We start from the raw sequence: 26,180 nt of genomic DNA, 5'->3' as shown, positions 1-26,180 counted from the left end.
CCGGGGTCCCCGAGTCCGGACCTACACTGGACGATCATGGACACCGTCGCCTCGCGCCCGCGTACCTACGAAGTCCGCACGTACGGGTGCCAGATGAACGTGCACGATTCCGAGCGGCTCAGCGGTTCGCTCCGCGCCGCCGGGTACGTCGCCGCCGGATCCTTCGGGTCCGAGGACGAGCAGGCTGACGTCGTCGTCATCAACACCTGCGCGGTCCGCGAGAACGCCGACAAGCGTCTCTACGGCAACCTCGGGCGCCTCGCGTCGATCAAGCGCGACCACCCGGGCATGCAGATCGCGGTCGGCGGCTGCCTGGCGCAGAAGGACAAGGACGTCATCCTCGAGAAGGCACCCTGGGTGGACGTCGTCTTCGGTACGCACAACATGGGATCGTTGCCGACCCTGCTCGAACGAGCGCGGCACAACGGCGAGGCGCAGCTCGAGATCCTCGAGTCGCTCGAGGTCTTCCCGTCGACGCTCCCCACCAAGCGGGAGTCGACCTCCAGCGGCTGGGTGTCGATCTCCGTCGGCTGCAACAACACCTGCACGTTCTGCATCGTGCCCTCCCTGCGTGGCAAGGAGAAGGACCGCCGTCCCGGCGACGTCCTCGCCGAGATCCAGGCGCTCGTCGACGACGGGGCGATCGAGGTCACCCTGCTCGGCCAGAACGTGAACTCCTACGGCGTCGAGTTCGGCGACCGCCAGGCATTCGGCAAGCTCCTCCGCGCCACCGGGCAGATCGCCGGTCTGGAACGCGTCCGCTTCACGAGCCCCCACCCCGCCGCGTTCACGGACGACGTCATCGCCGCGATGGCCGAGACGCCGAACGTGATGCCGCAGCTGCACATGCCGCTGCAGTCCGGGTCCGACCGGGTGCTCAAGGCCATGCGTCGCAGCTACCGCAGCGAGCGGTTCCTCGGGATCCTCGACCGGGTGCGTGCCGCCATCCCGCACGCGGCGATCTCCACGGACGTCATCGTCGGCTTCCCCGGCGAGACCGAAGCCGACTTCCAGGACACACTCCGGGTCGTCGAACAGGCCCGCTTCGCGACGGCGTTCACGTTCCAGTACTCGATCCGTCCTGGCACCCCGGCCGCGACGATGGACGAGCAACTGCCGAAGCAGGTCGTGCAGGAACGGTACGAGCGACTCATCGCGCTGCAGGAGCGCATCACCGCCGAGGAGAACGCCGCGCAGGTGGGTCGCACGGTCGAGGTCCTGGTCGCCACGGGTGAAGGCAAGAAGGACGACGCCACGCGCCGGCTCTCCGGCCGCGCGGAGGACTCCCGCCTGGTGCACTTCGCCGTCCCGACCGGCTCCGAGGTCCCGCGGCCCGGCGACGTGGTCTCGGTGGACATCACCAGGTCGGCACCCCACTTCCTCCTCGCGGATTCCGACGCTCCGTTGCGCATCCGTCGCACCCGGGCCGGCGACGCCTGGGACACCGCGCAGGCCGAGTCCTGCGGCGTCCCGACCCCGACCGTGCCCGGCGAGGGCGCCCGCCCGGTGTCGCTCGGCCTCCCCACGCTCCGTGTCGGCCGCTGACCTGATCGCCGTCGTCGCCGTCGTCGGGGCGACCGGCACCGGCAAGTCCGAACTCGCCCTCGACATCGCCGAGCGGCACCGGGCGCAGGGCCGACGGGCGGAGATCGTCAACGCGGACGCCATGCAGCTCTACCGCGGCATGGACATCGGGACGGCGAAGGTCCCGGAGTCCGAACGGCGTGGCATCCCGCACCACCTGTTCGACGTCCTCCGAGTGACCGACGAGGCGAGCGTCGCCGCGTACCAGCGCGACGCCCGAGCCGTCATCGCGGACATCACGGCGGACGGCGGGGTCGCGGTCCTCGTCGGCGGCAGCGGGCTGTACGTCTCGGCGGTGCTGTTCGACCTCGCGTTCCCGGGCACCGACCCGGTCCTCCGCGAGCAACTGGAGCGCGAGCACCGCGAACTCGGCCCGAACGTCCTGCTCGAGCGGCTCCGCGCGCTCGACCCCGAGGCCGCCGCCGTCATCGACGCGCGGAACCCGCGTCGTCTGGTCCGCGCCGTCGAGATCGCGAGCCGGTCAGACCGTGTCACGCCGAGCCTCCCGTCCGCCCCGCGGTCCTGGCGACCCGCGCAGGTCCTGCACCTGCGTCGCGACCGTGAGCAGCTCGTCGACGCCCTGCGCGTGCGGGCCGAGCGGATGTTCGCCGACGGGCTCGTCGACGAGGTCGCGCGCCTCCGCGACGAGGGGCTCGAGCAGGGCCCGACGGCCCGTGCCGCGATCGGCTACGCGCAGGCGCTGCAGGTCCTCCGCGGCGAGGCGAGCACCGAGGAGGCCGTCGAGGCCACGAGCATCGCCACGCGCAAGTACGCCCGTCGGCAGGTCTCCTGGTTCAAGCGCTACGCCGACGGTGACACGACGCACGTCAGCACGCTCGACGTCACCGGGGCCGGCACGGCGGAGCTGTCCGACCTGGCCCGTAGGATCGTCCCGTGACCGAGCTGCACTTCACCAAGGGCCACGGGACCGGCAACGACTTCGTCCTGTTCGCCGACCCCGACGCCACGGTCGACCTGACCCCCGACCGGATCCGCGCGATCGCCGACCGTCGGTTCGGGGTCGGCGCCGACGGCGTCATCCGTGCCGTGCGCTCCGACGCGATCCCGGAAGGACGGGCCATCCTCGACGAGGACCCCGATGCGACCTGGTTCATGGACTACCACAACGCCGACGGCTCGGTCGCGGAGATGTGCGGCAACGGCATCCGCGTCTTCGCCCGGTACCTGACCGAGGCGGGGCTCGTCGACCTCGAGCCCGGGCGGACGCTGACGGTCGGCAGCCGGAAGGGCGTCGTCGACATCCAGCGCTCCACGAACGGGTTCGCCGCGGACCTCGGGCGCTGGGGACTCGGCATCGACGGCGGGGGAGCGGACGACGTCCTCGTCCGGGCGAAGGACCTGGACAACGCGCGTCCCGGTCTGGGCATCGACGTCGGCAACCCGCACGTCGTCGTCGCGGTGGCCAGCGAAGCGGAGCTCGCGGGCATCGACCTCACCTACATCCCGGTCCTCGACCCGGCACCGGCCACCGGTGCCAACGTCGAGTTCGTCCTGCCCGGTGACCCGCTCGTCACCGACGGCGTCGGCGAGATCACGATGCGCGTGCACGAGCGGGGCAGTGGCGAGACACTGTCCTGCGGCACCGGCGCGGTGGCGGCCGCCCTCGCCACCCGGCACTGGGCTGGAGCCTCGGCACCGAACACCTGGCGCGTCCGCGTGCCGGGTGGCGTGCTCACCGTGCGCATGACGGCGACCGAGGACGGCGAACACGTCTCGCTCGCCGGTCCGGCCGAGCTCGTGTTCTCCGGAGACCTGACGGTCTGAGCGGGTGCGCCGCTCCCGGTGAGGGTGAGGGTGAGGGTGAGGGTGACGGTGCCGTCGGACGGGAGGCCCGGATCACCGGGCGGACGTCGGTGCGGCGATCCGTGCCTCCAGGCTGAGCAGCCCGCGTCTCCATGCCATGACCGCGCACTCCAGCCTGACCGCGCTTCCCGGATGACCGCGCGAGCGCGCTCGTCAGGCTGTGCGGTGCACCCGGATGACGCGGAAGCCCTTGTCGGTCGTCGCCCGCACGACGGTGAAGCCGTCCCCCAGCATCTGCTGCAACCAGCGTTGCAGGGAGTCGCCCCCGAGGTCCTTCGAGACGACCAGCCAGGCGTCGCCGCCGACCGCGAGCCGCGGGATCCAGGTGCGGAGGATGTCGTGCAGTTCGTCCTTGCCGACCCGGATCGGTGGGTTGGACCAGATCGTGGCGAACGTCGTGTCAGCGGGGATCTCCGCGGGCAGTCCGACCGCGACGTTCTCCGCACCGGCGGCGGCCGCGTTGGTCCGGGCCAGGTCGAGCACGCGCTCGTTGACGTCGACGCCCCACACGTGGGCGTCCGGGGACTGCAGCGCCATCGTGATCGCCAGCGGCCCCCAGCCGCAGCCGACGTCGAGCAGGTTCCCGTCCGGCGCGGGAGCGGGGACGTTCTGCAGCAGCACGCTCGTGCCGCGATCGACGCCGTCGGGGCTGAAGACACCCGCCGCGGTGGTGAGCTCGAGCGTCCGACCGGCGAGGGTCACCCGGATCTGCCGCGGTCGCGCCGCGCTCTCCGGGGTGGCCGAGAAGTAGTGGTCGTTCGCCATGGAAGAACCGTACCGGGAACCCCGTGTGTCCTGAGACGTCCGGAGGTAGCCTGTGGACAGCATGACGGATACCCATCAGCAGGACGAACAGACCATCCACGACGACAGCGCAGACGGTGTCGTCGAGCGAGTGCTGCGCAACGCCGACAAGCGCGCCGCCTCCTCCATCTTCGCGCCGGCACAGGCGATCCAGACCCGCTCGGTCGACGAGCAGGGCTGGGACGGCGACGGCGAACAGTACGACCGTGACGACCGCGCGGCGCTCCGCCGGGTCGGCGGTCTCTCCACCGAGCTCGAGGACGTCACCGAGGTCGAGTACCGGCAGCTCCGACTCGAGCGGGTCGTCCTGATCGGCGTGTACGCGCAGGGCGACGCCTCGGACGCCGAGAACTCCCTCCGCGAGCTGTCGGCCCTCGCCGAGACCGCCGGCGCCGTGGTGCTCGACGGGCTCCTGCAGCGCCGTCCGAACCCGGACCCCGCGACCTACCTCGGCAAGGGCAAGGCCCAGGAGCTGGCGATGGTCGTCAAGGCCACCGGGGCGGACACGGTGATCGCCGACACCGAGCTCGCGCCCTCACAGCGCCGTGCACTCGAGGACGTCGTCAAGGTCAAGGTCATCGACCGCACGGCCGTGATCCTCGACATCTTCAGCCAGCACGCCTCCACGCGGGAGGGCAAGGCGCAGGTCGAGCTCGCGCAGCTCCAGTACCTGCTGCCGCGTCTGCGTGGTTGGGGTGAGTCGATGTCCCGACAGGCTGGTGGTCAGGTCTCCGGCGGTGCGGGCATGGGTTCCCGTGGCCCGGGTGAGACGAAGATGGAGCTCGACCGCCGCAAGATCCACACCCGGATGGCGAAGCTCCGTCGGCAGATCGCCGGCTTCACCCCCGCCCGCGAGGCCAAGCGTGCCGAGCGGAACCGCAACGAGGTCCCCAGCGTAGCGATCGCCGGCTACACGAACGCCGGCAAGTCGTCGCTGCTCAACCGCCTGACGAGCGCTGGAGTGCTGGTGCAGAACCAGTTGTTCGCGACGCTGGACTCGACGGTCCGCAGAACGAGTACCGCGAAGGGTCGCGAGTTCACGTTCACCGACACCGTCGGGTTCGTCCGCAACCTGCCGCACCAGCTGGTCGAGGCGTTCCGCTCCACCCTCGAAGAGGTCGGCGACGCCGACGTCATCGTGCACGTGGTCGACGGCTCGCACCCGGACCCGGCGGCACAGCTGGCCACGGTCCGCGAGGTCATCGGCGACGTCGGCGCCCGCGACGTCCCCGAGGTCGTCGTCTTCAACAAGTCCGACCTGGTCGACGACACGCAGCGGATGCTGCTCCTCGGGCTCGCGCCGGACGCCGTGTTCGTCTCCGCCCGCACGGGCGAGGGCATCCCGGAGCTCCTCGACGCCATCGAGGAACGGCTGCCGGAACCCGACGTCGAACTGACCGTGGTCCTGCCGTTCTCGCGCGGAGACCTGGTGTCGCAGCTGCACGACTCCGGCGCGGTCGAGTCGCTCGACTACGTCGAGGAAGGCACACGCCTGCGGGTGCGGGTCTTCCAGCGCGAGGTCGCCGAGCTCGACCCGTACGTGGTCGCGCCCACGCCGTCCGCCTGACGGCTGGTCCGACGGGAGGCGCGGTGCCGGCTGGCACCGCGCCTCCCGTCGTTCGCGCTGCCGGCCGGACGCGATCCGCAGAACGCAACGAGGGCGGCTCCCCGCAACGTGATCCCTTTGCGAGGAGCCGCCCTCGTTGCGTGTTGCGGGGTCAGAGGGAGCGGAGGACCGCCACCACCTTGCCGAGGACCGTCGCCGCGTCGCCGAGGATCGGTTCGAACGCGGTGTTGCGGGGGAGCAGCCAGGTGTGGCCGTCGCGCTGCCGGAAGACCTTGACCGTGGCTTCCTCGTCGAGCATCGCGGCGACGACGTCGCCGTTCTCGGCCGTCTGCTGCGACCGGACCACGACCCAGTCGCCGTCGCAGATCGCGGCGTCGATCATCGACTCGCCGACGACCTTGAGCATGAAGAGGTCACCCGTACCGACCAGCTGACGGGGAAGCGGGATGATCTCGTCGACGTGCTGCTCAGCGGTGATCGGGACACCCGCGGCGATGCGTCCGACCAGGGGGACGAGGGTCGTGGCGTCGACGTCGGGGCCGTCGGAGTCGGGGGTCGGCTCGTCGACCAGGACCTCGAGCGCGCGGGGGCGGTTGGGGTCTCGGCGGATCCAGCCGCCGAGCTCGAGTTGCCCGAGCTGGTGGGACACGCTGGACAGTGAGGACAGGCCGGCTGCGTCGCCGATCTCGCGCATGCTCGGCGGGTAGCCCCGGCTCGCGATCGACGCTCGGATCGCGTCGAGGATCGACTGCTGCTTCGCCGTCAACGGTTTCTGTCCGCGCAGTTCGTCCGCCACGTCTCGCCCTTCGTCCGGAGTGGAACCGGCCTCGCGGGAATGTCAGTGGTCCCGGCGAGACTTGCTCCAGTCGATCGAAACAGTATCCGACCGTGACATGTCGGACAAACACCTGTTCGAGCGTGTCGCAAGAAAAACCCCCACGAATCCCTCCCGAGGGGTTGTGCATCCTCCGAGTCGAACGTATGTTCGGTACACGGCTTCGGACGGCCACGACGGTCGACCGACACCAAGGCAAGCAGGAAGGCAACGACATGAGCACCAACGCCATCGCGGACGTGCAGCACACCGCAGCACCCGTCGCGCACACGCGCCTCCGTCTCACCCGTCGCGGGCGAGTGGTCTTCACCACCCTCGCGGCTGTCCCCGTCCTGCTCTGCGTGGGCATCGCGATGTTGAACGGCGGCCAGGCCTCGGCCGGTGACCGTGCGGCGAACGTGCACTTCGACACCGTGACGATCCAGCCCGGCGAGACGCTGTGGCAGGTCGCCGAGGACACCGCGCCGAACTCCGACCCCCGTGACTTCATCCAGGACGTCGTGAGCCTCAACGCCCTGAACGGGTCCGCCGTGCAGGCCGGGCAAGAGATCTCGATCCCCACGCAGTACGAGCACTGACCCGGTACTGAGGGGTCGGGCATTCCGCGGGCGTTCGCCCGTGGCGTGACCGTCCGGACGGCCGGTCAGCATGCGGGCAGTGCGGCCTACGATGGATCGGTGGCAACCACGCTCGAAGACCTCCCCATCCGAGACGACCTCCGCGGGCAGAGCCCCTACGGCGCCCCGCAGAAGCACGTCCGCGTGCAACTCAACGTCAACGAGAACACGCATCCGGTGCCGCAGGACGTGGCCGACGACATCGTCGCATCGATCCGTCAGGCGCTGGCGACCGTCAACCGCTACCCGGACCGCGAGTTCACCGAGTTGCGGGAGTCCCTCGCCGGGTACCTCGGACACGGCCTGGGCGCCGAGTCGATCTGGGCGGCGAACGGCTCGAACGAGGTCATCCAACAGCTGCTCCAGGCGTTCGGCGGTCCGGGGCGCAGCGTGCTCGGGTTCCCGCCCACCTACTCGATGCACTCGATCATCGCCTCGAGCACGGGCAGTCGATGGATCGCGGCCGAGCGGGACGCCGAGTTCCGCATCTCTCCCGAGACCGCGGTCGCCGCGGTGCGTGCGCACCAGCCCGACCTCGTGTTCCTCTGCGGGCCGAACAACCCGACGGGCACGCCCCTCGCCCTCGCGACCGTCGAAGCCGTCTACGAGGCCACCGACGGCATCGTGATGGTCGACGAGGCCTACGCCGAGTTCATGCCCGCCGGCCAGCCGACGGCCCTCACACTGCTGCCCGGACGCCCGCGCCTGGTCGTCTCGCGGACCATGAGCAAGGCCTTCGCGTTCGCGGGCGCCCGGGTCGGGTACCTCGCCGCCGACCCGGCCGTGATCGACGCCCTGCGCCTGGTTCGCCTGCCGTACCACCTGTCCGCATTGACACAGGCCGCCGCGGTCGCCGCCCTCCGTCACGCCCCGGAGATGCTCCGCATGGTGGACGACATCCGCGGGCAGCGCGACCGGATGGTGACGGAGCTGCGGGCCATGGGGTACCAGCCGCACGAGACGTGGTCGAACTTCGTCCTGTTCGGCGGCGTCGCCGACCCGCGTGCTGCGTTCGAGTCCCTGCTGGAGCGGGACGTGATCGTGCGTGACCTCGGCATCCCGAACCACCTGCGTGTCAGCGCCGGCACGGCTGAGGAGACCACCGCGTTCCTCGACGCCATGCGCGAGGTCGCCGCCGAGCAGCCGCCCGTTAGGGTTGCAGCATGACCGCGCGCACCGCCGAGATCACCCGCTCGACGAGTGAGTCGACCGTCTCCCTGTCGCTCGACCTCGACGGCACCGGCACGTCCGAGATCTCGACGAGCGTGCCGTTCTTCGACCACATGCTCACCGCCTTCAGCAAGCACTCGCTGATCGACCTGCGCGTGCAGAGTTCGGGCGACACGGACATCGACGTGCACCACACGGTGGAGGACACCGGCATCGTCCTGGGCCAGGCGCTCCGTCAGGCCCTCGGTGACCGCGCGGGCATCGGCCGTTACGGCGACGCCCTCGTGCCGCTCGACGAGGCACTCGCCCAGGCCGTCGTCGACGTGTCCGGTCGTCCGTACCTCGTGCACACCGGAGAGCCCGCCGGCTTCGAGTTCCACCGGATCGGCGGACACTTCACCGGGTCGATGGTCCGGCACGTGTTCGAGGCGATCACGATGAACGCGGGCATCACGGTCCACCTCCGCGTCCTCGACGGCCGCGACCCCCACCACATCGCGGAGGCCGAGTTCAAGGCCTTCGCCCGCGCGATGCGCCGCGCCGTCGAACTCGACCCGCGCGTCGACGGCATCCCGTCCACGAAGGGCACGCTGTGAGCACCACCCGCCCGAACGTCGTCGTCCTCGACTACGGCTCCGGCAACGTCCACTCGGCGGCGAAGGCACTCGAACGTGCCGGGGCCGACGTCACCCTGTCGAACGACAAGCAGACGGCCCTGGCGGCCGACGGTCTGCTCGTTCCCGGGGTCGGCGCGTTCGCCGCGGTCGTCGATCAGCTCGAAGGGGTGCGCGGCGGCGAGATCGTCGACCACCGCCTGGCCGGTGGCCGTCCCGTGCTCGGCATCTGCGTGGGCATGCAGGTGCTCTTCGCCCGTGGCGTGGAGCGCGGTGCCGATGTCGAGGGCCTCGGACAGTGGCCGGGTGTCGTCGAGCCGATCAAGGCCGACGTCCTGCCGCACATGGGATGGAACACGGTCCAGGCGCCCGAGGACTCGGTGCTCTTCGACGGCCTCCGCGACGAGCGGTTCTACTTCGTGCACTCCTACGGGGTCACCGACTTCCCGCTCGACGCCTACGGTCCGTTCCGCGCCCCGAAGCTGACGTGGGCCGAGCACGGGGAGCGCTTCGTCGCCGCCGTCGAGAACGGCCCGTTGAGCGCCACGCAGTTCCACCCGGAGAAGTCCGGCGAGCCGGGCATCCGCCTCCTCCGCAACTGGGTCTCGTCGCTGTGACCCCCGATCCCGACGGGACCATGACCGAGCTCTCCACCACCCAGCCCCTCGTCCTCCTGCCCGCGGTCGACGTCGTCGACGGCCAGGCGGTGCGCCTCACCCAGGGCGAAGCCGGCAGCGAGACGGGGTACGGCGACCCGGTCGCTGCCGCGCGCACCTGGCGGGACCAGGGTGCCGAGTGGATCCACCTCGTGGACCTCGACGCCGCGTTCGGCCGGGGTGACAACCGACGGGTCATCGCCCACGCCATCCGGGAGGTCGAGGGCGTGTCCGTCGAGCTCTCCGGCGGCATCCGCGACGACGCGTCGCTCGAGGCCGCTCTGGCGACCGGTGCGGCCCGGGTCAACCTCGGTACCGCCGCGCTGGAGAACCCGGACTGGGCGGCCCGTGTGATCGGGCAGTACGGCGAGCAGATCGCCGTCGGGCTCGACGTCCGCGGGACCACCCTGGCCGCCCGCGGGTGGACCGAGGACGGCGGGGACCTCTGGGAGGTGCTCGACCGGCTCGAGGACGCCGGATGTGCCCGGTACGTGGTCACCGACGTGACGAAGGACGGCACCCTGCAGGGTCCGAACGTCGACCTGCTCCGCCAGGTCTGCGACCGCACCGACCAGCCCGTGGTGGCCTCGGGTGGCATCTCGACGCTCGACGACCTCCGCGCGCTTCGTACGCTCGTGCCGCACGGGCTCGAGGGCGCGATCATCGGCAAGGCCCTGTACACGGGCGCGTTCACGCTGCCGGCCGCACTCGACATCGCGTCGGAGTAGTCCCGTGGCGGGCATCTCGAACGGTCGGGGTGCCGGCCCTGACCCAGACGAGCAGGCAGCAGACCGGCAGGCAGCAGACCAGCAGGCGGCGCACGACCACGCTGGCGACTCCGCCGGCAACCCGTGGGCCGGCCGCACGTTCGACGCGCACGACACGACCTTCACCGAGGACGACGGCCTGGCCGATCCCGCCGTCGTCGCCGCGATCACCGCGGTCGCGTCCGGAGGCCCGCACGGCGCGGTCGTCGACGCCCTCCGCACCGCACGGCTGCTCATCCCGCTCGTCGCCGAGGCCGGTGACGTCGGCGAGACGCCGGACGGCCGCATCGTCGACAAGACCCAGGAGCTCTCGATCGTCACGGTCGCGGGCCCCGACGGTCGTGCGGTGATGCCGGCGTTCACCTCGGTCGAGGCGATGCGCGCCTGGGACGTGGACGCCCGACCCATACCGGTCGAGTCGCGCCGGGTCGCGATGGCCGCCGCGAGCGAGGACACGCAGCTCGTCGTGCTCGACCCGACGGCAGCGACGGAGTTCGTGCTCCGCCGCCCCGCGGTGTGGGCGCTCGGACAGGACCTCCCGTGGACGCCGTGCTCCGAGGACCCGGAGGTCGCGCAGGCCTTCGCCGGCACGATCGAGACCGAGCCGGCCGTGGTCCGCGTCGAGCTGTCGCCGGGGGACCCGCTGTCGCGGTTCGCCGGGCCCGAGTTGACGGTCGGCCTCCGACTCATCGCCGGCCTCGACCGCGAACAGATCACCGACCTCGTCGGGCGCCTGCAGCAGCGGTGGGCCACCGATCCGGTCATCGCGGAACGCGTCGACAGCATGCGCGTCGCCCTCCGCGCCGCCTGATGCCGGCTCTCCGACGGCCGGGAGGCCCGTGGCCCGTCCGCCTCGTCGGCCACCGCCCGGCGGTGCGGCCCGGTCCGGCGCGACTGCGCCGGTACGATGGCCCGGTGAGCAGCATCCCGACGACAGCCTCCGGTACCGGCGACATCGTCACGGGTCCGACCGGTCGGCCCGTGCGGTCGTTCCCCGTGCCGGAAGAGCTGGACGGCCACGGTCCCGCCCGCATCATCTCCCTGTGCAACCAGAAGGGCGGGGTCGGCAAGACCACCACCGCCATCAACCTCGGTGCCGCGCTCGCCGAGTACGGCCGCCGTGTCCTGGCGGTCGACTTCGACCCGCAGGGCGCCCTGTCCGCCGGTCTCGGTGTCCGGACGCACGACATCCCGACGGTCTACGACCTGCTGATGGGTGCCGTGAAGGACCCGAACCAGGTCATCCAGCCGACGAACGTGCCGCTGCTCGACGTCATCCCGGCGAACATCGACCTGTCCGCGGCCGAGGTGCACCTGGTCAACGAGGTCGCCCGCGAGCAGATCCTGGCGAGCGTCCTGCGGAAGGTGTCGAACGACTACGACGTCATCCTCATCGATTGCCAGCCGTCCCTCGGGCTGCTCACCGTGAACGCGCTCACCGCGGCGCACGGCGTGCTCATCCCGCTCGAGTGCGAGTTCTTCGCGCTGCGCGGTGTCGCGCTGCTCATCGAGACGATCGACAAGGTGCGCGACCGGCTGAACCCGGCGCTGGTGCTCGACGGCATCCTCCCGACGATGTACGACTCGCGGACGCTGCACTCGCGCGAGGTCATGGAGCGTGTCGTCGAGACGTTCGGCGACAGCGTCCTCGACACCGTCATCGGGCGCACCGTGAAGTTCCCGGACGCGACCGTCTCGGCGCGACCGATCACGCAGACGGCTCCGGACCACGCTGCGGCCCATGCCTACCGGCAGCTGGCCCGAGAGCTCGTCCAGCGTGGCGCCGTCGCCTGAGGACCCGGCCACGAGCCTCCCGTCCGACGCAGCCGGACACGCCGAGAGCGCGACCGACGCGCCGGTCGGCACCACGACCGCACCCGGGTTCCGGGTGCGCCTCAGCAACTTCGACGGGCCGTTCGACCTGCTGCTGTCGCTCATCACGAAGCACGAGCTCGACATCACCGAGGTCGCCCTGAGTGCCGTCACGGGCGAGTTCATCGCGTACGTCCGGCAGGCCGAGTCGAGCGACGAACTCGACGAGGCGAGCGAGTTCCTGGTCGTCGCCGCGACGCTGCTCGACCTGAAGATCGTCGGGCTGCTGCCGCAGGGCGAACTCGTCGACGCCGAGGACGTGGCCCTGCTCGAAGCCCGCGACCTGCTGTTCGCCCGACTGCTGCAGTACCGGGCGTTCAAGCAGGCCGCGGAGTGGTTCGGTGACCGCTGGGGCGCTGAGTCGCGACGACACGTGCGGAGCGTCCGGCTCGAGGAACGGTTCCGTGCTCGGACGCCCGAGCTGGTGTGGACCCTGTCCGTGCAGGACTTCGCGGCGATGGCGGCGCTGGCCTTCGCACCGCGCGAGATCCCGACCGTCGGCCTCGACCACCTGCACGCCCCCGCGGTGAGCATCCGGGAGCAGGCCGCCATCGTGGTGTCGGTCCTCCGCACCCGCGCCGACGAGGGGTCGCCGGACGTCACGTTCCGCGAACTCATCGCCGGGGTCGACCAGGCGGGTATCGTGGTGGCTCGTTTCCTCGCGATCCTGGAGCTGTACCGGAACGCCTCCATCTCGTTCGAACAACTCGAACCGCTCGGGGAACTCGTCCTCCGGTGGACCGCGCTCGACTGGACGGACGAGAGCCTCGCGAACCTGGGAGCCGACTATGACGGATGACGTGCACGCGCACGGCGCTCGGTCGCGCGCCGGAGGATCAGCCGAGCCGGGCGGTGCGGACGAGATCGAGGACGCCCGCGCCCTCGAGTCGGAAATCCGTGCCGCGGCCGCGGAGCGCTCACCTGACACCTCGCCCGTCGACGTGCCGCCCGTCGCGGCGCCGGTCGACCGGCAGCTCGAAGCCATCCTGATGATCGCCGACCAGCCGCAGTCCCTCGTCGCGCTCGCCGCCGCCGTCGGCGCGCCGGTGCCCGTCGTCCGACAGGCTGTCGACCGCCTCGTCGCGGACTTCGACGGCGTCGAGGGGACGGTCCGCCGCGGCTTCGAGCTCCGCGAGGTCGGCGGTGGTTGGCGGTTCTACGTCCGCGCCGAACTCGACGCCGTCGTCGAGCAGTTCGTCGAGGCCGAGCGCCCCGCCCGGTTGTCCCAGGCGGCGCTCGAGACCCTCGCCGTGGTCGCCTACAAGCAGCCGATCACCCGCTCCCAGATCGCCGCGATCCGGGCCGTCAACGTCGACGGCGTGGTCCGGACGCTCGTCGCGCGCGGCCTCATCGAGGAGTCGTTCACCGACTCCGAGACCGGCGCCATCAACTACGTCACCTCCGAGCTGCTGCTCCAGCAGCTCGGCATCAACTCGCTCGACGAGCTTCCGCTCATCTCGCCCCTCCTGGAGGACGGCGCGGACGGTTTCGGGCAGACCGAAGGGATCCCCGATGGCCGGGTTTGACCAGAACGACCGTGCACGACGAGACGACGACCGCCGCGGCGGGGGTCGCCCGGGCGGTGACCGGCCGGGAGGCTCGGGTCGCCGTGACGACGCACCCCGCGGACGCGACGGGGCCGGCTCCGGCGGGTACCGCGGACGCGACGACCGGGCCGCGGGCGGCGACCGTGGCGGGTACCGCGGCGGGGACGACCGTTCCTCCGGGGGGTACCGCGGGCGCGATGACCGGGCCGGCGGCGGCGACCGTGGGGGGTTCCGCGGGCGTGACGAGCGTGGTGGGGACCGTCCGACGGGTGGGTTCCGCGGGCGTGACGAGCGTGGTGGGGACCGTCCGACGGGTGGGTTCCGCGGGCGTGACGAGCGTGGTGGGGACCGTCCGACCGGAGGGTTCCGTGGCGGCGACGACCGGAGCAGTGGCGGGTACCGCGGTCGTGACGACCGTTCCTCCGGCGGGTTCCGTGGACGTGACGAGCGTGGTGGGGACCGCCCGACCGGCGGGTTCCGCGGCCGCGACGAACGTGGCGCAGATCGGCCGACCGGTGGCTACCGTGGCCGCGACGAGCGCGGCACGGGTGACCGTGGGTACCGCGGTGGCGACGACCGCGCCAGCGGTGGGTACCGCGGGCGGGACGACCGTCCCTCCGCCGGGTACCGCGGCAACGACGACCGCACCAGTGGTGGGTACCGCGGACGTCCGGACCGTGACACGCGCGGCGCCGACCGACGCAGCGACGACCGCGGTGGCTTCGTGAGCCGTGACGACGACCGCGGCCGATTCGTGCGCCGCGACGACTCCGGCGACCGCCGCACCGGCGGACGCGACGACCGTGGCGGGTACCAGGGACGCGATCCCCGTGGTGCTCGCGACGACCGAGGTGGCCGTGACGAGCAGCGTGGCGGGTACCAGGGACGCGACTCCCGTGGTGCTCGTGACGACCGAGGTGGCCGTGACGAGCAGCGCGGCGGGTACCGCGGGCGTGACGACCGCGGGGCCTCCCGCCGCCCGGACGACCGTGGAGCCGAGCGTCGCAGCGACCCCCGCCGCGAGGACCGCCGGAGCCCGGACGGCGCCCCGAGCAGCGTGTGGCACAACGGCCGCCGCTACGTCGGTGGCACGACGAGCCCCCGCAACGACCCGGCGCGCAAGAGGACCACGCCGCTCCCGGCCGGGGAGCGCGACGACGCCGGTCGCCCCGCCGAAGGCACGCCCGAACGCCCGATCATCCCCGACTGGGACCCGGCGGACGGGACGGCGACCGACGGGGGCGAGCCGGACCTCCAGGAAGGCGGTGAGCGCCTGCAGAAGGTGATCGCCGCTGCGGGTGTGGCGAGCCGACGGGTCGCCGAGAACCTGATCTCTGAGGGCCGCGTCACGGTGAACGGCGAGGTCGCCGACATGCTCGGACGCCGCGTCGACCCGGACACCGACGAGGTCGCGGTCGACGGTGTGCCGGTGCAGACCGACACCTCTCGGCGGTACGTCGTGCTCAACAAGCCGACCGGTGTGGTGTCGAGCATGCAGGACGAGCACGACCGTCCCGACCTGTCACAGTTCGTCGACCAGTTCGAGGAGCGGCTGTTCAACGTCGGCCGTCTCGACTTCGACACCGCCGGGCTGCTCATCCTGACCAACGACGGCGGGCTCGCCCACGTCCTGGCACACCCGTCCTTCGGCGTGACGAAGACCTACGTCGCGAAGGTCGACGGCAACATGGTCCCCTCCACGCTGCAGCTGCTGCTCGACGGCATCGAGCTGGAGGACGGCCAGATCGCCGCCGACAAGGCACGGCTGCTCGAGTCCTCGCGCGGGGAGTCGCTCGTCGAGATCACGCTGCACTCCGGCCGCAACCGCATCGTCCGCCGCATGCTCGAAGCCGTCGGACACCCGGTGCTCGAGCTCGTCCGCCGGTCGTTCGGACCGCTGCAGCTCGGCAGCCTGGCGCCGGGGGAGGTGCGCGAGCTGACCACGGTCGAACTCGGCAAGCTGCTCGGCATCGCCCGGACCGCGGACACCCGCACCGGGGACGACGACGCGGAGAGCACCGACTGACCGTCGCGGACCGACAGCGACACGGACGGCGCCGGGACCGGTGGGGACTTCTCCACAGGCCCGGCGCCGTCCTGCTGCCCGGCACCCGCGCTCGATAGGCTTGCCCGGTGACCGACGCCAGCACGACCGCGACCGACAGCCGCCTGTCGCGCGCCGAGACCGACCGGCGCGTCCGCGGGCCGGTGCGGATCGTCGGGGCCGGACTGCTCGGCGCCTCCATCGGACTGGCGCTGCGCGACAAGGGCGTGGACGTCGTCCTCGACGACGTCTCCCCGGCCGCGCTGGCGCTCGCCGTCGACTACGGCGCCGGACGACTCCCGGCAGCGGGTGACGACCCCGAACTCATCGTGGTCGCCGTGCCGCCGGACGTCACCGCGACCGTCGTGGAACGCGAACTCCGCGCGCACCCGGACGCCGTCGTCACCGACGTCGCGAGCGTCAAGTCCGGGCCGCTCGACCGACTCCGCGCCGCCGGAGCGGACGTCTCCCGGTACATCGGCTCGCACCCGATGGCGGGCCGCGAACGCAGCGGTCCGACCGCCGCCCGCGCCGACCTGTTCATCGGTCGCCCCTGGGTCATCGCCGGACACGACGACATCAGCCACCAGCGCGCAGCCGTGGTCGAGCACCTGGCACTCGACCTCGGCGCGACCGTCGTCCCGATGGACCCCGAGTCGCACGACCGGGCCGTCGCCGTGGTGTCGCACGCGCCCCAGCTGGTGGCGACGCTGATGGCCTCGCGCCTGCGGGACGCCCCCGGCGAAGCGCTCGGTCTGGCGGGCGGCGGCGTCCGAGACGTCACGCGCATCGCCGCGAGCGACCCCGGGCTGTGGGTGCAGATCATCGGAGCCAACGCCGAGCACATCCGGCCGGTGCTCGCCGACCTCCGCGACGAACTCGACCGGGTGCTCATCGCGCTCGCCGACCCAGCCGCAGCCGGGTCGCCTCGGGCGATCGCCGAGACCATGGCCTCGGGCAACCGCGGGGTCGAACGGCTGCCCGGCAAGCACGGGTCCACCGCACGGTTCGCCCAGGTCGTCGTCCTCATCGACGACCGACCCGGGCAGTTCGCCGAACTCCTCACCACCATCGGGGAACTCGGCATCAACCTCGAGGACCTGCGCCTCGAGCACTCGCCCCGGGCGCAGATCGGCATCGTCGAGGTGTCGGTCGTCCCGGAGCACGAACAGCGACTCGTCGAGGAACTCGAGGGTCGCGGATGGAGGATCGCAGCAGCATGGGCCTGAACGACAACGACACCACGCTCGAGTCCGGCGTCACCGGCGGCCCGGACGCCCCCGACTCCGGACTGCCGAGCCCGACGGACCAGCCCGGGCCCCTCGGCGGCGGCGACGTCACCGGCGGTCCTGACGGGCAGGGTGCGGGCGAGCTCGGTTCGACCCGCGACCCGATGCCCGCCGGCCTGCCCGCCGGAGCGTTCGTGGCGAAGTTCGTCATCGCCGTGGACGGCCCTGCCGGCAGCGGCAAGTCCAGCGTGTCCCGCGCGGCGGCCCGTGCGCTCGGCTTCGGCTACCAGGACACCGGCGCCGCCTACCGCGCGCTCGCCTGGCACGCGCTGCAGCAGGGCGTCGACCTGGACGACCCGGTCGCGGTGGTCGCGGCCTTCGACTCCTTCGACTACGCGATCGGCACCGACCCCGACGACTACTTCGTCCGCGTCGGCGGTGTCGACGTCACCGACGCCATCCGGACGCCGGAGGTCACCGCGGCCGTGGCGCACATCGCGAAGCTGCCGGAGGTCCGCGCGAAGCTCGTGTCGCTCTTCCGCAAGGTGATGCGGATGGCAGACGGACAGGGCATCATCACCGAAGGACGCGACATCACGACGGTGGTCGCTCCGGACGCCGAAGTCCGGATCCTGTTGACCGCCGACGAATCCGTTAGGATGGCACGTCGGTCGGCGGAGGTCACGACGCAGTCGGCCGAAGAGACCTCGGCCGCCCTGGCCCGTCGGGACGCTGCGGACGCGAAGGTCGTCGACTTCATGAACGCCGCCGACGGCGTCACCACCCTCGACTCCACCGACCTCGACTTCGACCAGACCGTGCAGGCGGTGGTCGACCTGGCCCGCTCGGCCACGAACTGACGACAACCCGGCCACACGGCCGCACCTGAACCACGAACACGCGGCCCACCGGCCGCCGGCAAGGAAACCACCATGGCGCAGCTGGACGACCGAAGTGACGACGACTTCCCCGAGTACGACGACTCGCTCGGAGAGCGGCTCGCCGGCATTGACGACGCCGAAGCGGACCAGCGTGCAAGCGCGCTCCGCGCCGGCCTCGAGGACTACGACCTGGACGACGAGGACCTGGCACTCCTCGAAGCCGGCAAGCTCGGTGTCGACGGCGTCGCGTACCTGCCGGCGCTGCCGGTGCTCGCGATCGTCGGCCGTCCGAACGTCGGCAAGTCGCAGCTCGTGAACCGCATCCTCGGCCGCCGCGAAGCCGTCGTGCAGGACACCCCCGGTGTCACCCGCGACCGCGTCAGCTACAAGGCCGAGTGGAACGACAAGCGCTTCACGATCGTCGACACCGGCGGGTGGGAGCCCGACGCGAAGGGCATCAACGCCTCGGTTGCCGCCCAGGCCGAGGTCGCGATCGACCTCGCCGACGCGGTGCTGTTCGTCGTCGACGTCACGGTCGGCATCACCGCGACCGACGAGCACGTCGTCAAGATGCTCCGCGGCACCGACCGCCCGGTCATCGTCGCCGCCAACAAGTCCGACGACGAGCGCCGTGACCTCGAGGCGTACGCGCTGTGGAACCTGGGCCTCGGTGAGCCCCACCCCGTGTCGGCACTGCACGGCCGTGGCGTCGCGGACCTCCTCGACCTCATCATCACGACGCTGCCCGACGTGTCCGCGGTCGCCAAGCAGGAGATCGGCGGCCCGCGTCGCGTCGCCATCCTCGGCCGTCCGAACGTCGGCAAGAGCTCGCTGCTCAACAAGGCCGCCGGTGAAGAGCGCGTCGTCGTCAACGAGCTCGCGGGCACGACCCGTGACCCGGTGGACGAGCAGATCGAGCTCGGCGGCAAGACCTGGCGCTTCGTCGACACCGCCGGCATCCGGAAGCGCGTCCACCTGCAGCAGGGCGCCGACTTCTACGCTTCGCTCCGCACCACCGCCGCGCTCGAGAAGGCCGAGGTCGCGGTCGTCGTCCTCGACGTGACCGAGCCGGTGTCCGTGCAGGACCTCCGCATCATCGACCTGGTCCTCGAGTCCGGTCGTGCCCTGGTCCTGGCGTACAACAAGTGGGACCTGCTGGACGACGAGCGTCGCCGCTACCTGGAGCGCGAGATCGAGCAGGACCTGGCGCACGTCGCCTGGGCCCCGCGCGTGAACATCTCCGCCCGCACCGGCCGTCACCTCGAGAAGCTCGTGCCGGCCCTCGAGACCGCGCTCGAGTCGTGGGACACCCGCATCCCGACGGGCAAGGTCAACGCCTTCGTCGCCGAACTGGTCCAGGAGCACCCGCACCCGGTCCGCGGCGGCAAGCAGCCCCGCATCCTGTTCGCCACGCAGGCGTCGAGCCAGCCGCCGACGTTCGTGCTGTTCACCTCGGCGTTCCTCGACCCGCAGTACCGCCGGTTCATCACCCGCCGTCTGCGCGAGGTCTGGGGCTTCGACGGCACGCCGATCGTCGTCAACATGCGAGTGCGCGAGCGCCGGAAGCGCTGAGCCGTCATGTCCGTGCCACGAGGGGAGCGATCGACGTCTCGACGTCGATGGCCTCTCGTGGCCGGGCTGGTGCTGCTCGTCGTGGTAGCCGCCGGCGCGGTCGTGCAGTGGTCGGCTGCGGACGGTGCAACGAAGTCGGCGTCGGTTCCTGACCCGTCCCCGAGTGCGGACGACGCCGGGATCTCGATCGGCCACGGGTTCATCCCGGACGAGCCGACCACGGGCGCCACCGGCGAGGCTCCGATGATCGATGCCGCGACCGGGCTCCCCGTCGACGACGCGCAGGCGTCGGGTCCGTGGTGGCGACGGGCACTGCCGATCGCCGGCGACCTCGTCCCCATCCGTGGCGAGGTCCGCGGGAACGTCCGCCTCGAGGACGTCGGCGAACAGGTCGTCCAGATCACCCTGACCGGCGTGCAGGTGACGGCAGGGTCCGGTACGACCGGGTCGCACGTCGGTGCGGTGCGGGTCCAGCTGTCCTCGGGCGACGTCCTGGGGAGCGAACGAGCGCAGTGGACCGGCGACGACGTCCCCGCTGACTTCGGCTCGTTCACACCGGACGGCGAACACCCCGTACTGGTCATCGTCCACTCGCAGGACCTGCCGCCGGTGGTGCACTCCGTCCTGTTGGTCGATGCCGACACCGGGGACCTGCTCGGCGGCGCCGAGCTGCTCCCCGTCTTCTGACCGGGTGAGCACGGCGGGGGAGGGCGTGCCTCCCGGCAGACCGCACTCCGGCAGACCGGACTCTCAGCCGCGTCGGTGGCCCGAGGCAGCAGCGAGCCGTCGGGTACGGCACGATGGGACGGTGACGCAGCGACCATCCGGCCTGGCAGCGACCGCTGACCGGGCGTGGAACCGGCTCCGCTTGGACCGCCTGGCCGGCGGCCGGCAGGGCGGCTACGTCATCCGCGAGGACATGCTCGCCCATCCCGACACGGTCCGCTCGTTCCGGTGGATCCGGTGGCTGCTCGTTGCCGAGACGATCGTCGGACTGACCGCGATCGTCGTCGCCGTGCTGCTGACCCGTGCCGGGGAGGTCGTCCCGTGGGCGGTGTGGTTCCGAGCGACGGTCGTGCTGCTCATCACCCTGACGCTCTACGTGTTCGCGTGGCGCGCGCAGCTCGGGTACTACTGGGCGTACCAGCGGCTGCGGCTCTTCAGCCGGGTCTTCCCGATCGTGACGCTGGTGATCGCGGCGATCCCGGGCCTCTACCCGTTCTGGATGGTCATCGAGCAGATCCTGTTCTCGGTGCTCATGGTCGGGATCGGCGACGTCCTGACGAGCGACCACATGCGACTCACGTTCCCGAAGCCGGTACGTCGGACTGTTCGGTAGCGGAGTGCGCTGCCGCCGTCCGTGTCGCGGCGAGCGAACCGAGCAGCGCGAGCCCGCGTGCCGACGGCGAGCCCGGCTCCGCGTGGTGCACGACGAGCAGCTGCCCGTCGGTGCCGCCGACGGCCAACTTCTCGCGGCGGAGTTCCAGGTCGCCGACCTCCGGATGCCACATCCGCACCGCGCCCCCACCGAGGGGCCGCACGTCGTGGCGGGCCCAGAGTCGCCGGAACTCCTCGCTGCCGAGGGACAGCTCGCCGACCAGCTGGACGACGTCCGGGTCGTCGACGTCCGCTCCGATCGACGTCCGGAACGCGGCGACCATCCCCGCCCGCTGCTGTGGCCACTCTGGGTACCGCTCGACCTCGTCGTGGTCGAGGAACATCGTCCGCAGTCGGTTCTCGCCTGCTCGGAGGCCCGGGGCGAGTTCGGTCGCCAGGCTGTTCGCTGCGAGGATGTCGAACGCCCGGTTCTCGACGAACGCCGGCAGCCCGATCACGTCGAGGAGCTGGCGGGTGCCGGCCGGCACCACCTGGCGGTGTGGGCGGGAGCGTCTGGCGGGGACGGTCGGGCGGATGCCAGCCAGGCCGAGCAGGTACGCGGTGGCGGTCGTGTCGAGCCCCAGGACCCGGGCGAGCGCCTCCAGGACCTGCGGTGAGGGGTTGCGGTCCCGCCCCTGCTCCAGGCGCAGGTAGTAGTCGGCGCTGACACCGGCGAGCGTCGCGACCTCCTCCCGGCGGAGGCCCGGGGTGCGTCGGACGCCCGTCACGCGGATGCCGACGTCCGCCGGCTGCACCAGCTCGCGGCGGGCGCGCAGGTGGTCGCCGAGGGGGTTGTCGCTCACGGTGCCGATCGTAGGCGCAGTGCCGGGGTCCGGTCCTGGTCCCCGTGGTCCCAGGATCGTCGGGGATCTGGGCAGCACGGGTGACGGGGAGCATCGTGGAGGCCATGACCACGACATCGCTCCCCGGCGGCACGTTCCGCCTCGCCGACGACCTCGAACTCACCCGCGTCGGGTACGGCGCCATGCAGCTCGCCGGACCGCACGTGTTCGGTCCTCCGGCCGACCGCGACGAGGCCGTCCGGGTGCTCCGGACTGCCGTCGAGCTCGGCATCACGCACATCGACACCGCTGAGTTCTACGGCCCGCACGTCACGAACGAACTCATCCGTGAAGCGCTCTCGCCCTACGAGGACGACGTGCACATCGTGACGAAGGTCGGATCGGTGCGGGATGCCGAGGGCAACTGGGTGCCGACCCGGCAGCCCGACGACCTGGTGGCGCAGGTGCACGAGAACCTCCGCACCCTGGGGCTCGAGCAGCTCGAGGTCGTGAACATCCGGATGGGCGGCTTCGATGCTCCGGAACCGGGCTCGATCGCCCCGCAGGTCGAGGCGCTCGCGCGCCTCCAGGCGGACGGGCTCGTCCGCCACATCGGTCTGTCGACCGTCAGCGCGGAGCAGCTCGCGGAGGCGCAGAGCTACGCACCGATCGTCTGCGTGCAGAACATGTACAACGTGGCACGCCGCGAGGACGACGCCCTCGTCGACCTCACCGCGTCGCAGGGCATCGCCTACGTGCCGTACTTCCCGCTCGGTGGGTTCTCGCCGCTGCAGTCCGGGGCACTCGACCGGGTCGCGGAGCGCCTGGAGGTCTCGCGCCTGACCGTCGCGCTGTCGTGGTTGCTCCAGCGCTCGCCGAACATGCTGCTGATCCCGGGGACGTCGTCGGTCGACCACCTGCGGGACAACGTGGCGTCCGCGGGCTTCGTGCTGCCGGACGACGCCGTCGCCGAGCTCGACGCGATCGGTTCGGCCGAGTAGTCCGACCGGGATCGACCCGGCCTCGGTCCCGCCGACCCGGTCCCGCCGGCCGAGCGGGCGGGACCGGGCGAACTGTCAGGCCACGGTGGCGAGCGCGAACGGCAGCACGGCCGACACCCCGGCCCGTCGGAGTTCCCGCCCGGCGACGGTCATCGTCCACCGGCTGTCGACCAGGTCGTCGACGAGCAGGACCGGCCCCGCGTGCGCCTGCAGCGCCGCCGCGAGCTCCGGTCCGACGACGAACGTGTCCCACACGCCGGACAGCCGGTAGGCGCTGTTCGTCGCACCGTCACCACGCGGCACCCCGCCCTCCCGGTCGAGGGTGCCGAGGTGCTGCAACCGACCGATCGAGGACAGCGCCTGGGCGAGCGAGGCGACGAGCTGCGGGCGGGAGCGCGAGGACATCGCGACGACACCGGTCGGTCGGGTCTCCCACGGCCAGTCCTTGAGCGCACGGACGCAGCCGTCGACGAGTTCACGGGACACCGGTGCGTCCGGGGTCCCGTTCGCGAACAGGGCACGCAGCGGACCACCCCAGCCGAGGTCGGTGAGCCGGGCGACGGCCCGACCCGGAGCGACGAGTTCGCCGACCGGGATCTTGCCCTTGACCGCGACGCCCAGCGAGGACATGCCCGAGGGCCACTGCGCACGCGGGGCGATCTCGACGCCGACCTGGTCGAGGGCGTTCGCGGCACCCGTGCGGTCCGCGTCCGAGACGTCCGTCGGGTACCAGGCGCCGGCGCAGTTGTCGCACCGGCCACAGGGTTCCGCGGTGGGGTCGTCGAGGTCCTGCTGGAGCAGCTGCATCCGGCACGCGCTCGTGGACTCGTAGGTGAGCATCGACGCGGCCTCGGCGGCACGGGCGGCCGCGACCCGCTCGTAGCGGGCGGCGTCGTACTCCCACGGCCGACCGGTGGCGACCCAGCCGCCGCCGACCCGACGGACGGCGCCGTCGACGTCGAGCACCTTGAGGAGCAGTTCCAGCGTGGATCGCTTGATTTCGACGAGCCCTTCGAGGGCCACGGTCGACATCGCGGTGTCGACGGAGAGCGCGCCGAGCACCGCCGAGGCCCGGGACTCGGTCGGCATCGAGGCGCTGGCGAAGTACTGCCAGATCTCCTGGTCCTCACGCCCGGGCAGCAGCAGGACGTCGGCGTTGTCGGTGGCGCGGCCGGCACGACCGATCTGCTGGTAGTACGCCACGGGGGAGGACGGCGCCCCGATGTGCACGACGAAGCCCAGGTCGGGCTTGTCGAACCCCATGCCGAGGGCGCTCGTGGCGACCAGGGCCTTGAGTTGGTTGTCCTTCAGCTGCCCTTCGAGCTGCTCGCGTTCGTCGTTGTCGGTCCGGCCGGTGTAGGCGCGGACGGCGTACCCGGACTCCCGGAGGAGCCTGGCGATGTCCTCGGCCGCCGAGACGGTGAGCGTGTAGATGATGCCGCTGCCGGGCAGGTCGCCGAGGTGGGCGAGCAGCCAGCCGAGGCGGGCGCGGGCGTCCGGCAGGGTGAGCACACCGAGCCGCAGCGAAGCGCGGGCGAGCGACCCGCGGATGGTGAACACCGGGTCCTCGGGCCCGGCGGTCAGCTGTTCGGCGACGTCCTCCACCACCCGCTCGTTCGCGGTCGCCGTCGTCGCGAGGACCGGCACGCCGTGCGGCAGGGACCGGATGAGTTCGGCGAGGCGGCGGTAGTCCGGCCGGAAGTCGTGACCCCAGTCGGAGATGCAGTGCGCTTCGTCGACGACGAGCATGCCCATCCGCCCGATGAGCGCGGGCAGCTGTTCGTCACGGAACTTCGGGTTGTTCAGCCGTTCCGGGGAGACCAGCAGCACGTCCACCTCGTCCCGGGCGAGGGCTGCCTGGGTCTCCGTCCACTCGTGGGCGTTCGCGGAGTTGATCGAGACCGCTCGGACCCCGGCTCGGGCCGCTGCGGCGACCTGGTCACGCATCAGGGCGAGCAGCGGCGACACGAGGACGGTCGGCCCACCGCCCCGACGCCGGAGCAGCAGCGTGGCGAGGAAGTAGACGGCGGACTTGCCCCACCCGGTGCGCTGCACGACGAGCGCTCGCTGCCGGTGCTCGACCAGCGCGGAGATCGCCTCGAGCTGCCCCGGGTGGAAGACCGCATCGACCCGACCCGTCAGCGCCTGCAGGGCCTCCTGCGCCTCGGCCACGATGTCAGCAGACGGCACCGCGTCAGCAGTCGGCACCGCGTCGGCAGACGGCACCGCAGCAGGCGGGACGGGGGAGGCAGCAGCTGAACTCATGCCCCCATGCTGTCAGGACCGACCGACGAACCCGGCCACGGGCCTCCAGTCCGTGGAGAACCCGCGACCGTTCACTGGTAGGTGACCAGCGAGGGCGTCGGCTGCACCTCGGACATGGTCTGCTCCGGCGTCAGCACCGGGGTGTCCTCGTCGAAGAAGTTCTTCCACCCCGGCGAGCCACCCCGGCGAGCCATCCCGACACGCCGTTCACCTCCCGCGCGCTGACCGTACCGATCTCGAAGGCGGGCGTCACGGGCACGTCGGACAGCCCGCGGTACTGCTCCGCCAGCTTCCGGGCCCGCGCGACACTCGCGGCCGGGTCCTGCTCGCCGAGGACGCCGAGCACCGGCGCCCCGGGCGCGCCGTAGAGAGCCGTGTACCGGTGGCCGTCGAACGGACGCTGCCCACCCCCGCCGATCCGGTACCCGTTCTGCGCGGCCCGGACCACCCACTCCGGATCGCCGAGGTCCGCGAACGACGCCCCGAGCAACAGCGTCGGCCGCCCCTGCGCACCGTGCAGCGCGCGGACGACCGACCCCGACGCAGCCGGGTCCGACACGCCCGAGGGCATCTCCACCACCTGAGCGTCGGCAGCGCGGGCCGTCGCCACCGCGGCAGCGTCGTCCGACCGGTCCGCGACGAGCACCGTCTGCCGGGAGGCCCGGCCCGCTTCCGCCCGCCGGCCCACCTCCGGCACGTCCCGCTCCTCGATCTGCGTGTCGAGGGTCACGTCGCCGAACGCCCGGTACCAGGACGCCCCGAGACGCTCGAGTTCGTCGGTCGCGGCAGTGGTCGCCTTCTTCGATCCGGAGTCGACGAGCAGGGCCGGAACGTGCGCGCGGACCGCGGCGGCCGCCCCGTCGCGGACGGCATCGGCGTCTCCGACGGGCGCGACGACAGCACCCGGCGCGGACCGGAAGAGGGCACGACTCGTCCGGACCGAACGGTCCGCGGCGGACCGTTCCGCTACCACGGTCACGGTGTCCGACGACGCCCGGGCGAGCGTCGGACGGGGGGTCGGAGCCGCAGCCGAACAGGCGGTCACCCCGAGCACCAGACCGGTCACAGCGAGCGCGAGCAGGGCCCGGGCGGGTCGAGAACGCATCGGGCCACGCTAGGAGCCGAGCCGACGTCACCCTGAGAACCGCACCCGTGCCGTCTCGTAGAAGGGG

25 protein-coding genes are annotated in these 26,180 nt (G+C 71.9%); 20 read left to right on the top strand and 5 right to left on the bottom strand.

The features are described from left to right. Positions 1-36 precede the first annotated feature (36 nt). Genes miaB through dapF form a run of 3 tightly spaced genes read left to right on the top strand, consistent with a single transcriptional unit; the run spans position 37 to position 3,369 of the window. Positions 37-1,545, top strand: coding sequence for a tRNA (N6-isopentenyl adenosine(37)-C2)-methylthiotransferase MiaB (gene miaB / locus DEJ31_RS13180; protein WP_111122095.1), 1,509 nt, complete (start codon positions 37-39; stop codon positions 1,543-1,545). Next, positions 1,532-2,482, top strand: a complete 951-nt coding sequence (gene miaA / locus DEJ31_RS13175) for a tRNA (adenosine(37)-N6)-dimethylallyltransferase MiaA (protein ID WP_258366302.1) — start codon at positions 1,532-1,534, stop codon at positions 2,480-2,482. The genes miaB and miaA overlap by 14 nt, the downstream gene beginning before the upstream one ends. Continuing rightward, positions 2,479-3,369, top strand: coding sequence for a diaminopimelate epimerase (gene dapF / locus DEJ31_RS13170; protein ID WP_110904758.1), 891 nt, complete (start codon positions 2,479-2,481; stop codon positions 3,367-3,369). The genes miaA and dapF overlap by 4 nt, the downstream gene beginning before the upstream one ends. Positions 3,370-3,561: 192 nt before the next feature. On the opposite strand, the gene DEJ31_RS13165 is transcribed toward dapF, so the two are convergent. Beyond that, positions 3,562-4,173 (bottom strand): class I SAM-dependent methyltransferase, encoded by a 612-nt coding sequence (locus tag DEJ31_RS13165; protein WP_111122094.1) that lies wholly within the window; start codon positions 4,171-4,173, stop codon positions 3,562-3,564. A 61-nt stretch (positions 4,174-4,234) separates the two neighbouring features. On the opposite strand from DEJ31_RS13165, the gene hflX reads away from it, so the two are divergent. Next, positions 4,235-5,779 (top strand): GTPase HflX, encoded by a 1,545-nt coding sequence (gene hflX, locus DEJ31_RS13160; RefSeq protein ID WP_110904792.1) that lies wholly within the window; start codon positions 4,235-4,237, stop codon positions 5,777-5,779. Positions 5,780-5,930: 151 nt separating this feature from the next. On the opposite strand, the gene lexA is transcribed toward hflX, so the two are convergent. Then, positions 5,931-6,575, bottom strand: coding sequence for a transcriptional repressor LexA (gene lexA / locus DEJ31_RS13155; RefSeq protein ID WP_110904756.1), 645 nt, complete (start codon positions 6,573-6,575; stop codon positions 5,931-5,933). A 254-nt stretch (positions 6,576-6,829) separates the two neighbouring features. On the opposite strand from lexA, the gene DEJ31_RS13150 reads away from it, so the two are divergent. From DEJ31_RS13150 to DEJ31_RS13080, 15 genes are all read left to right on the top strand, one after another. Further along, entirely contained in the window at positions 6,830-7,192 is a 363-nt protein-coding gene (locus tag DEJ31_RS13150; RefSeq protein WP_111122133.1) for a LysM peptidoglycan-binding domain-containing protein, read from the top strand. Positions 7,193-7,291: 99 nt separating this feature from the next. Next, the gene (locus DEJ31_RS13145) at positions 7,292-8,398 is read left to right on the top strand and encodes a histidinol-phosphate transaminase (RefSeq protein ID WP_111122093.1); all 1,107 of its coding nucleotides are present in this window, start codon (positions 7,292-7,294) and stop codon (positions 8,396-8,398) included. After that, positions 8,395-8,997 (top strand): imidazoleglycerol-phosphate dehydratase HisB, encoded by a 603-nt coding sequence (gene hisB, locus DEJ31_RS13140; protein ID WP_111122092.1) that lies wholly within the window; start codon positions 8,395-8,397, stop codon positions 8,995-8,997. Before DEJ31_RS13145 ends, hisB begins: the two co-directional genes overlap by 4 nt. After that, positions 8,994-9,632, top strand: a complete 639-nt coding sequence (gene hisH / locus DEJ31_RS13135) for an imidazole glycerol phosphate synthase subunit HisH (RefSeq protein WP_111045064.1) — start codon at positions 8,994-8,996, stop codon at positions 9,630-9,632. Before hisB ends, hisH begins: the two co-directional genes overlap by 4 nt. A 20-nt stretch (positions 9,633-9,652) precedes the next feature. Beyond that, complete coding sequence (gene priA / locus DEJ31_RS13130) at positions 9,653-10,399, top strand: bifunctional 1-(5-phosphoribosyl)-5-((5-phosphoribosylamino)methylideneamino)imidazole-4-carboxamide isomerase/phosphoribosylanthranilate isomerase PriA (RefSeq protein WP_111045065.1); 747 nt, start codon at positions 9,653-9,655, stop codon at positions 10,397-10,399. A gap of 4 nt (positions 10,400-10,403) precedes the next feature. Next, a complete protein-coding gene (locus tag DEJ31_RS13125) occupies positions 10,404-11,249 on the top strand; it encodes an SseB family protein (RefSeq protein WP_111045066.1) in 846 nt (281 codons plus the stop codon). A gap of 104 nt (positions 11,250-11,353) precedes the next feature. Then, positions 11,354-12,232, top strand: coding sequence for a ParA family protein (locus tag DEJ31_RS13120; RefSeq protein WP_110904750.1), 879 nt, complete (start codon positions 11,354-11,356; stop codon positions 12,230-12,232). After that, the gene (locus DEJ31_RS13115) at positions 12,216-13,109 is read left to right on the top strand and encodes a ScpA family protein (protein WP_181427457.1); all 894 of its coding nucleotides are present in this window, start codon (positions 12,216-12,218) and stop codon (positions 13,107-13,109) included. Before DEJ31_RS13120 ends, DEJ31_RS13115 begins: the two co-directional genes overlap by 17 nt. Next, positions 13,099-13,836, top strand: coding sequence for an SMC-Scp complex subunit ScpB (gene scpB / locus DEJ31_RS13110; RefSeq protein ID WP_111045068.1), 738 nt, complete (start codon positions 13,099-13,101; stop codon positions 13,834-13,836). The genes DEJ31_RS13115 and scpB overlap by 11 nt, the downstream gene beginning before the upstream one ends. Before the next feature lie 1,294 nt (positions 13,837-15,130). Beyond that, positions 15,131-15,883 carry a pseudouridine synthase gene (locus tag DEJ31_RS17635; protein ID WP_258366311.1) on the top strand — a complete coding sequence of 251 codons (753 nt, stop codon included), beginning with the start codon at positions 15,131-15,133 and terminating at the stop codon, positions 15,881-15,883. Between the two features lie 107 nt (positions 15,884-15,990). Continuing rightward, a complete protein-coding gene (locus DEJ31_RS13100; protein ID WP_111122091.1) occupies positions 15,991-17,130 on the top strand; it encodes a prephenate dehydrogenase in 1,140 nt (379 codons plus the stop codon). Positions 17,131-17,294: 164 nt separating this feature from the next. Continuing rightward, a complete protein-coding gene (gene cmk / locus DEJ31_RS13095) occupies positions 17,295-17,990 on the top strand; it encodes a (d)CMP kinase (protein ID WP_111122131.1) in 696 nt (231 codons plus the stop codon). A 72-nt stretch (positions 17,991-18,062) separates the two neighbouring features. Next, positions 18,063-19,583, top strand: coding sequence for a ribosome biogenesis GTPase Der (der, locus tag DEJ31_RS13090; RefSeq protein ID WP_111045071.1), 1,521 nt, complete (start codon positions 18,063-18,065; stop codon positions 19,581-19,583). Positions 19,584-19,640: 57 nt separating this feature from the next. Continuing rightward, positions 19,641-20,270: a hypothetical protein gene (locus tag DEJ31_RS13085; protein WP_111122090.1), complete on the top strand. Its 630-nt coding sequence runs from the start codon at positions 19,641-19,643 to the stop codon at positions 20,268-20,270. Positions 20,271-20,391: 121 nt separating this feature from the next. After that, positions 20,392-20,922: a hypothetical protein gene (locus DEJ31_RS13080; protein ID WP_111122089.1), complete on the top strand. Its 531-nt coding sequence runs from the start codon at positions 20,392-20,394 to the stop codon at positions 20,920-20,922. Here the strand turns inward: DEJ31_RS13080 and DEJ31_RS13075 are convergent. Beyond that, on the bottom strand, positions 20,885-21,763 hold the full coding sequence (locus tag DEJ31_RS13075) for a helix-turn-helix domain-containing protein (protein ID WP_258366301.1): 879 nt from the start codon (positions 21,761-21,763) through the stop codon (positions 20,885-20,887). The two genes, DEJ31_RS13080 and DEJ31_RS13075, sit on opposite strands and share 38 nt — an antisense overlap. A gap of 104 nt (positions 21,764-21,867) precedes the next feature. Here DEJ31_RS13075 and DEJ31_RS13070 point away from each other — a divergent pair, with 104 nt between their 5' ends. Then, complete coding sequence (locus tag DEJ31_RS13070) at positions 21,868-22,743, top strand: oxidoreductase (RefSeq protein ID WP_111122087.1); 876 nt, start codon at positions 21,868-21,870, stop codon at positions 22,741-22,743. A gap of 75 nt (positions 22,744-22,818) precedes the next feature. Here the strand turns inward: DEJ31_RS13070 and DEJ31_RS13065 are convergent, their stop codons facing one another. Next, positions 22,819-25,008, bottom strand: a complete 2,190-nt coding sequence (locus tag DEJ31_RS13065; RefSeq protein WP_258366300.1) for an ATP-dependent DNA helicase RecQ — start codon at positions 25,006-25,008, stop codon at positions 22,819-22,821. 130 nt (positions 25,009-25,138) lie between these two features. Continuing rightward, positions 25,139-26,113, bottom strand: a complete 975-nt coding sequence (locus DEJ31_RS13060; RefSeq protein WP_146243157.1) for a hypothetical protein — start codon at positions 26,111-26,113, stop codon at positions 25,139-25,141. Positions 26,114-26,180: the final 67 nt, after the last annotated feature.

It is taken from the genome of Curtobacterium sp. MCPF17_031 (assembly GCF_003234035.1).
Classification (GTDB): Bacteria; Actinomycetota; Actinomycetes; order Actinomycetales; family Microbacteriaceae; genus Curtobacterium.
The sequence above is the reverse complement of the archived record's forward strand: the minus strand, read 5'-3'. Positions and strand labels throughout refer to the sequence as shown.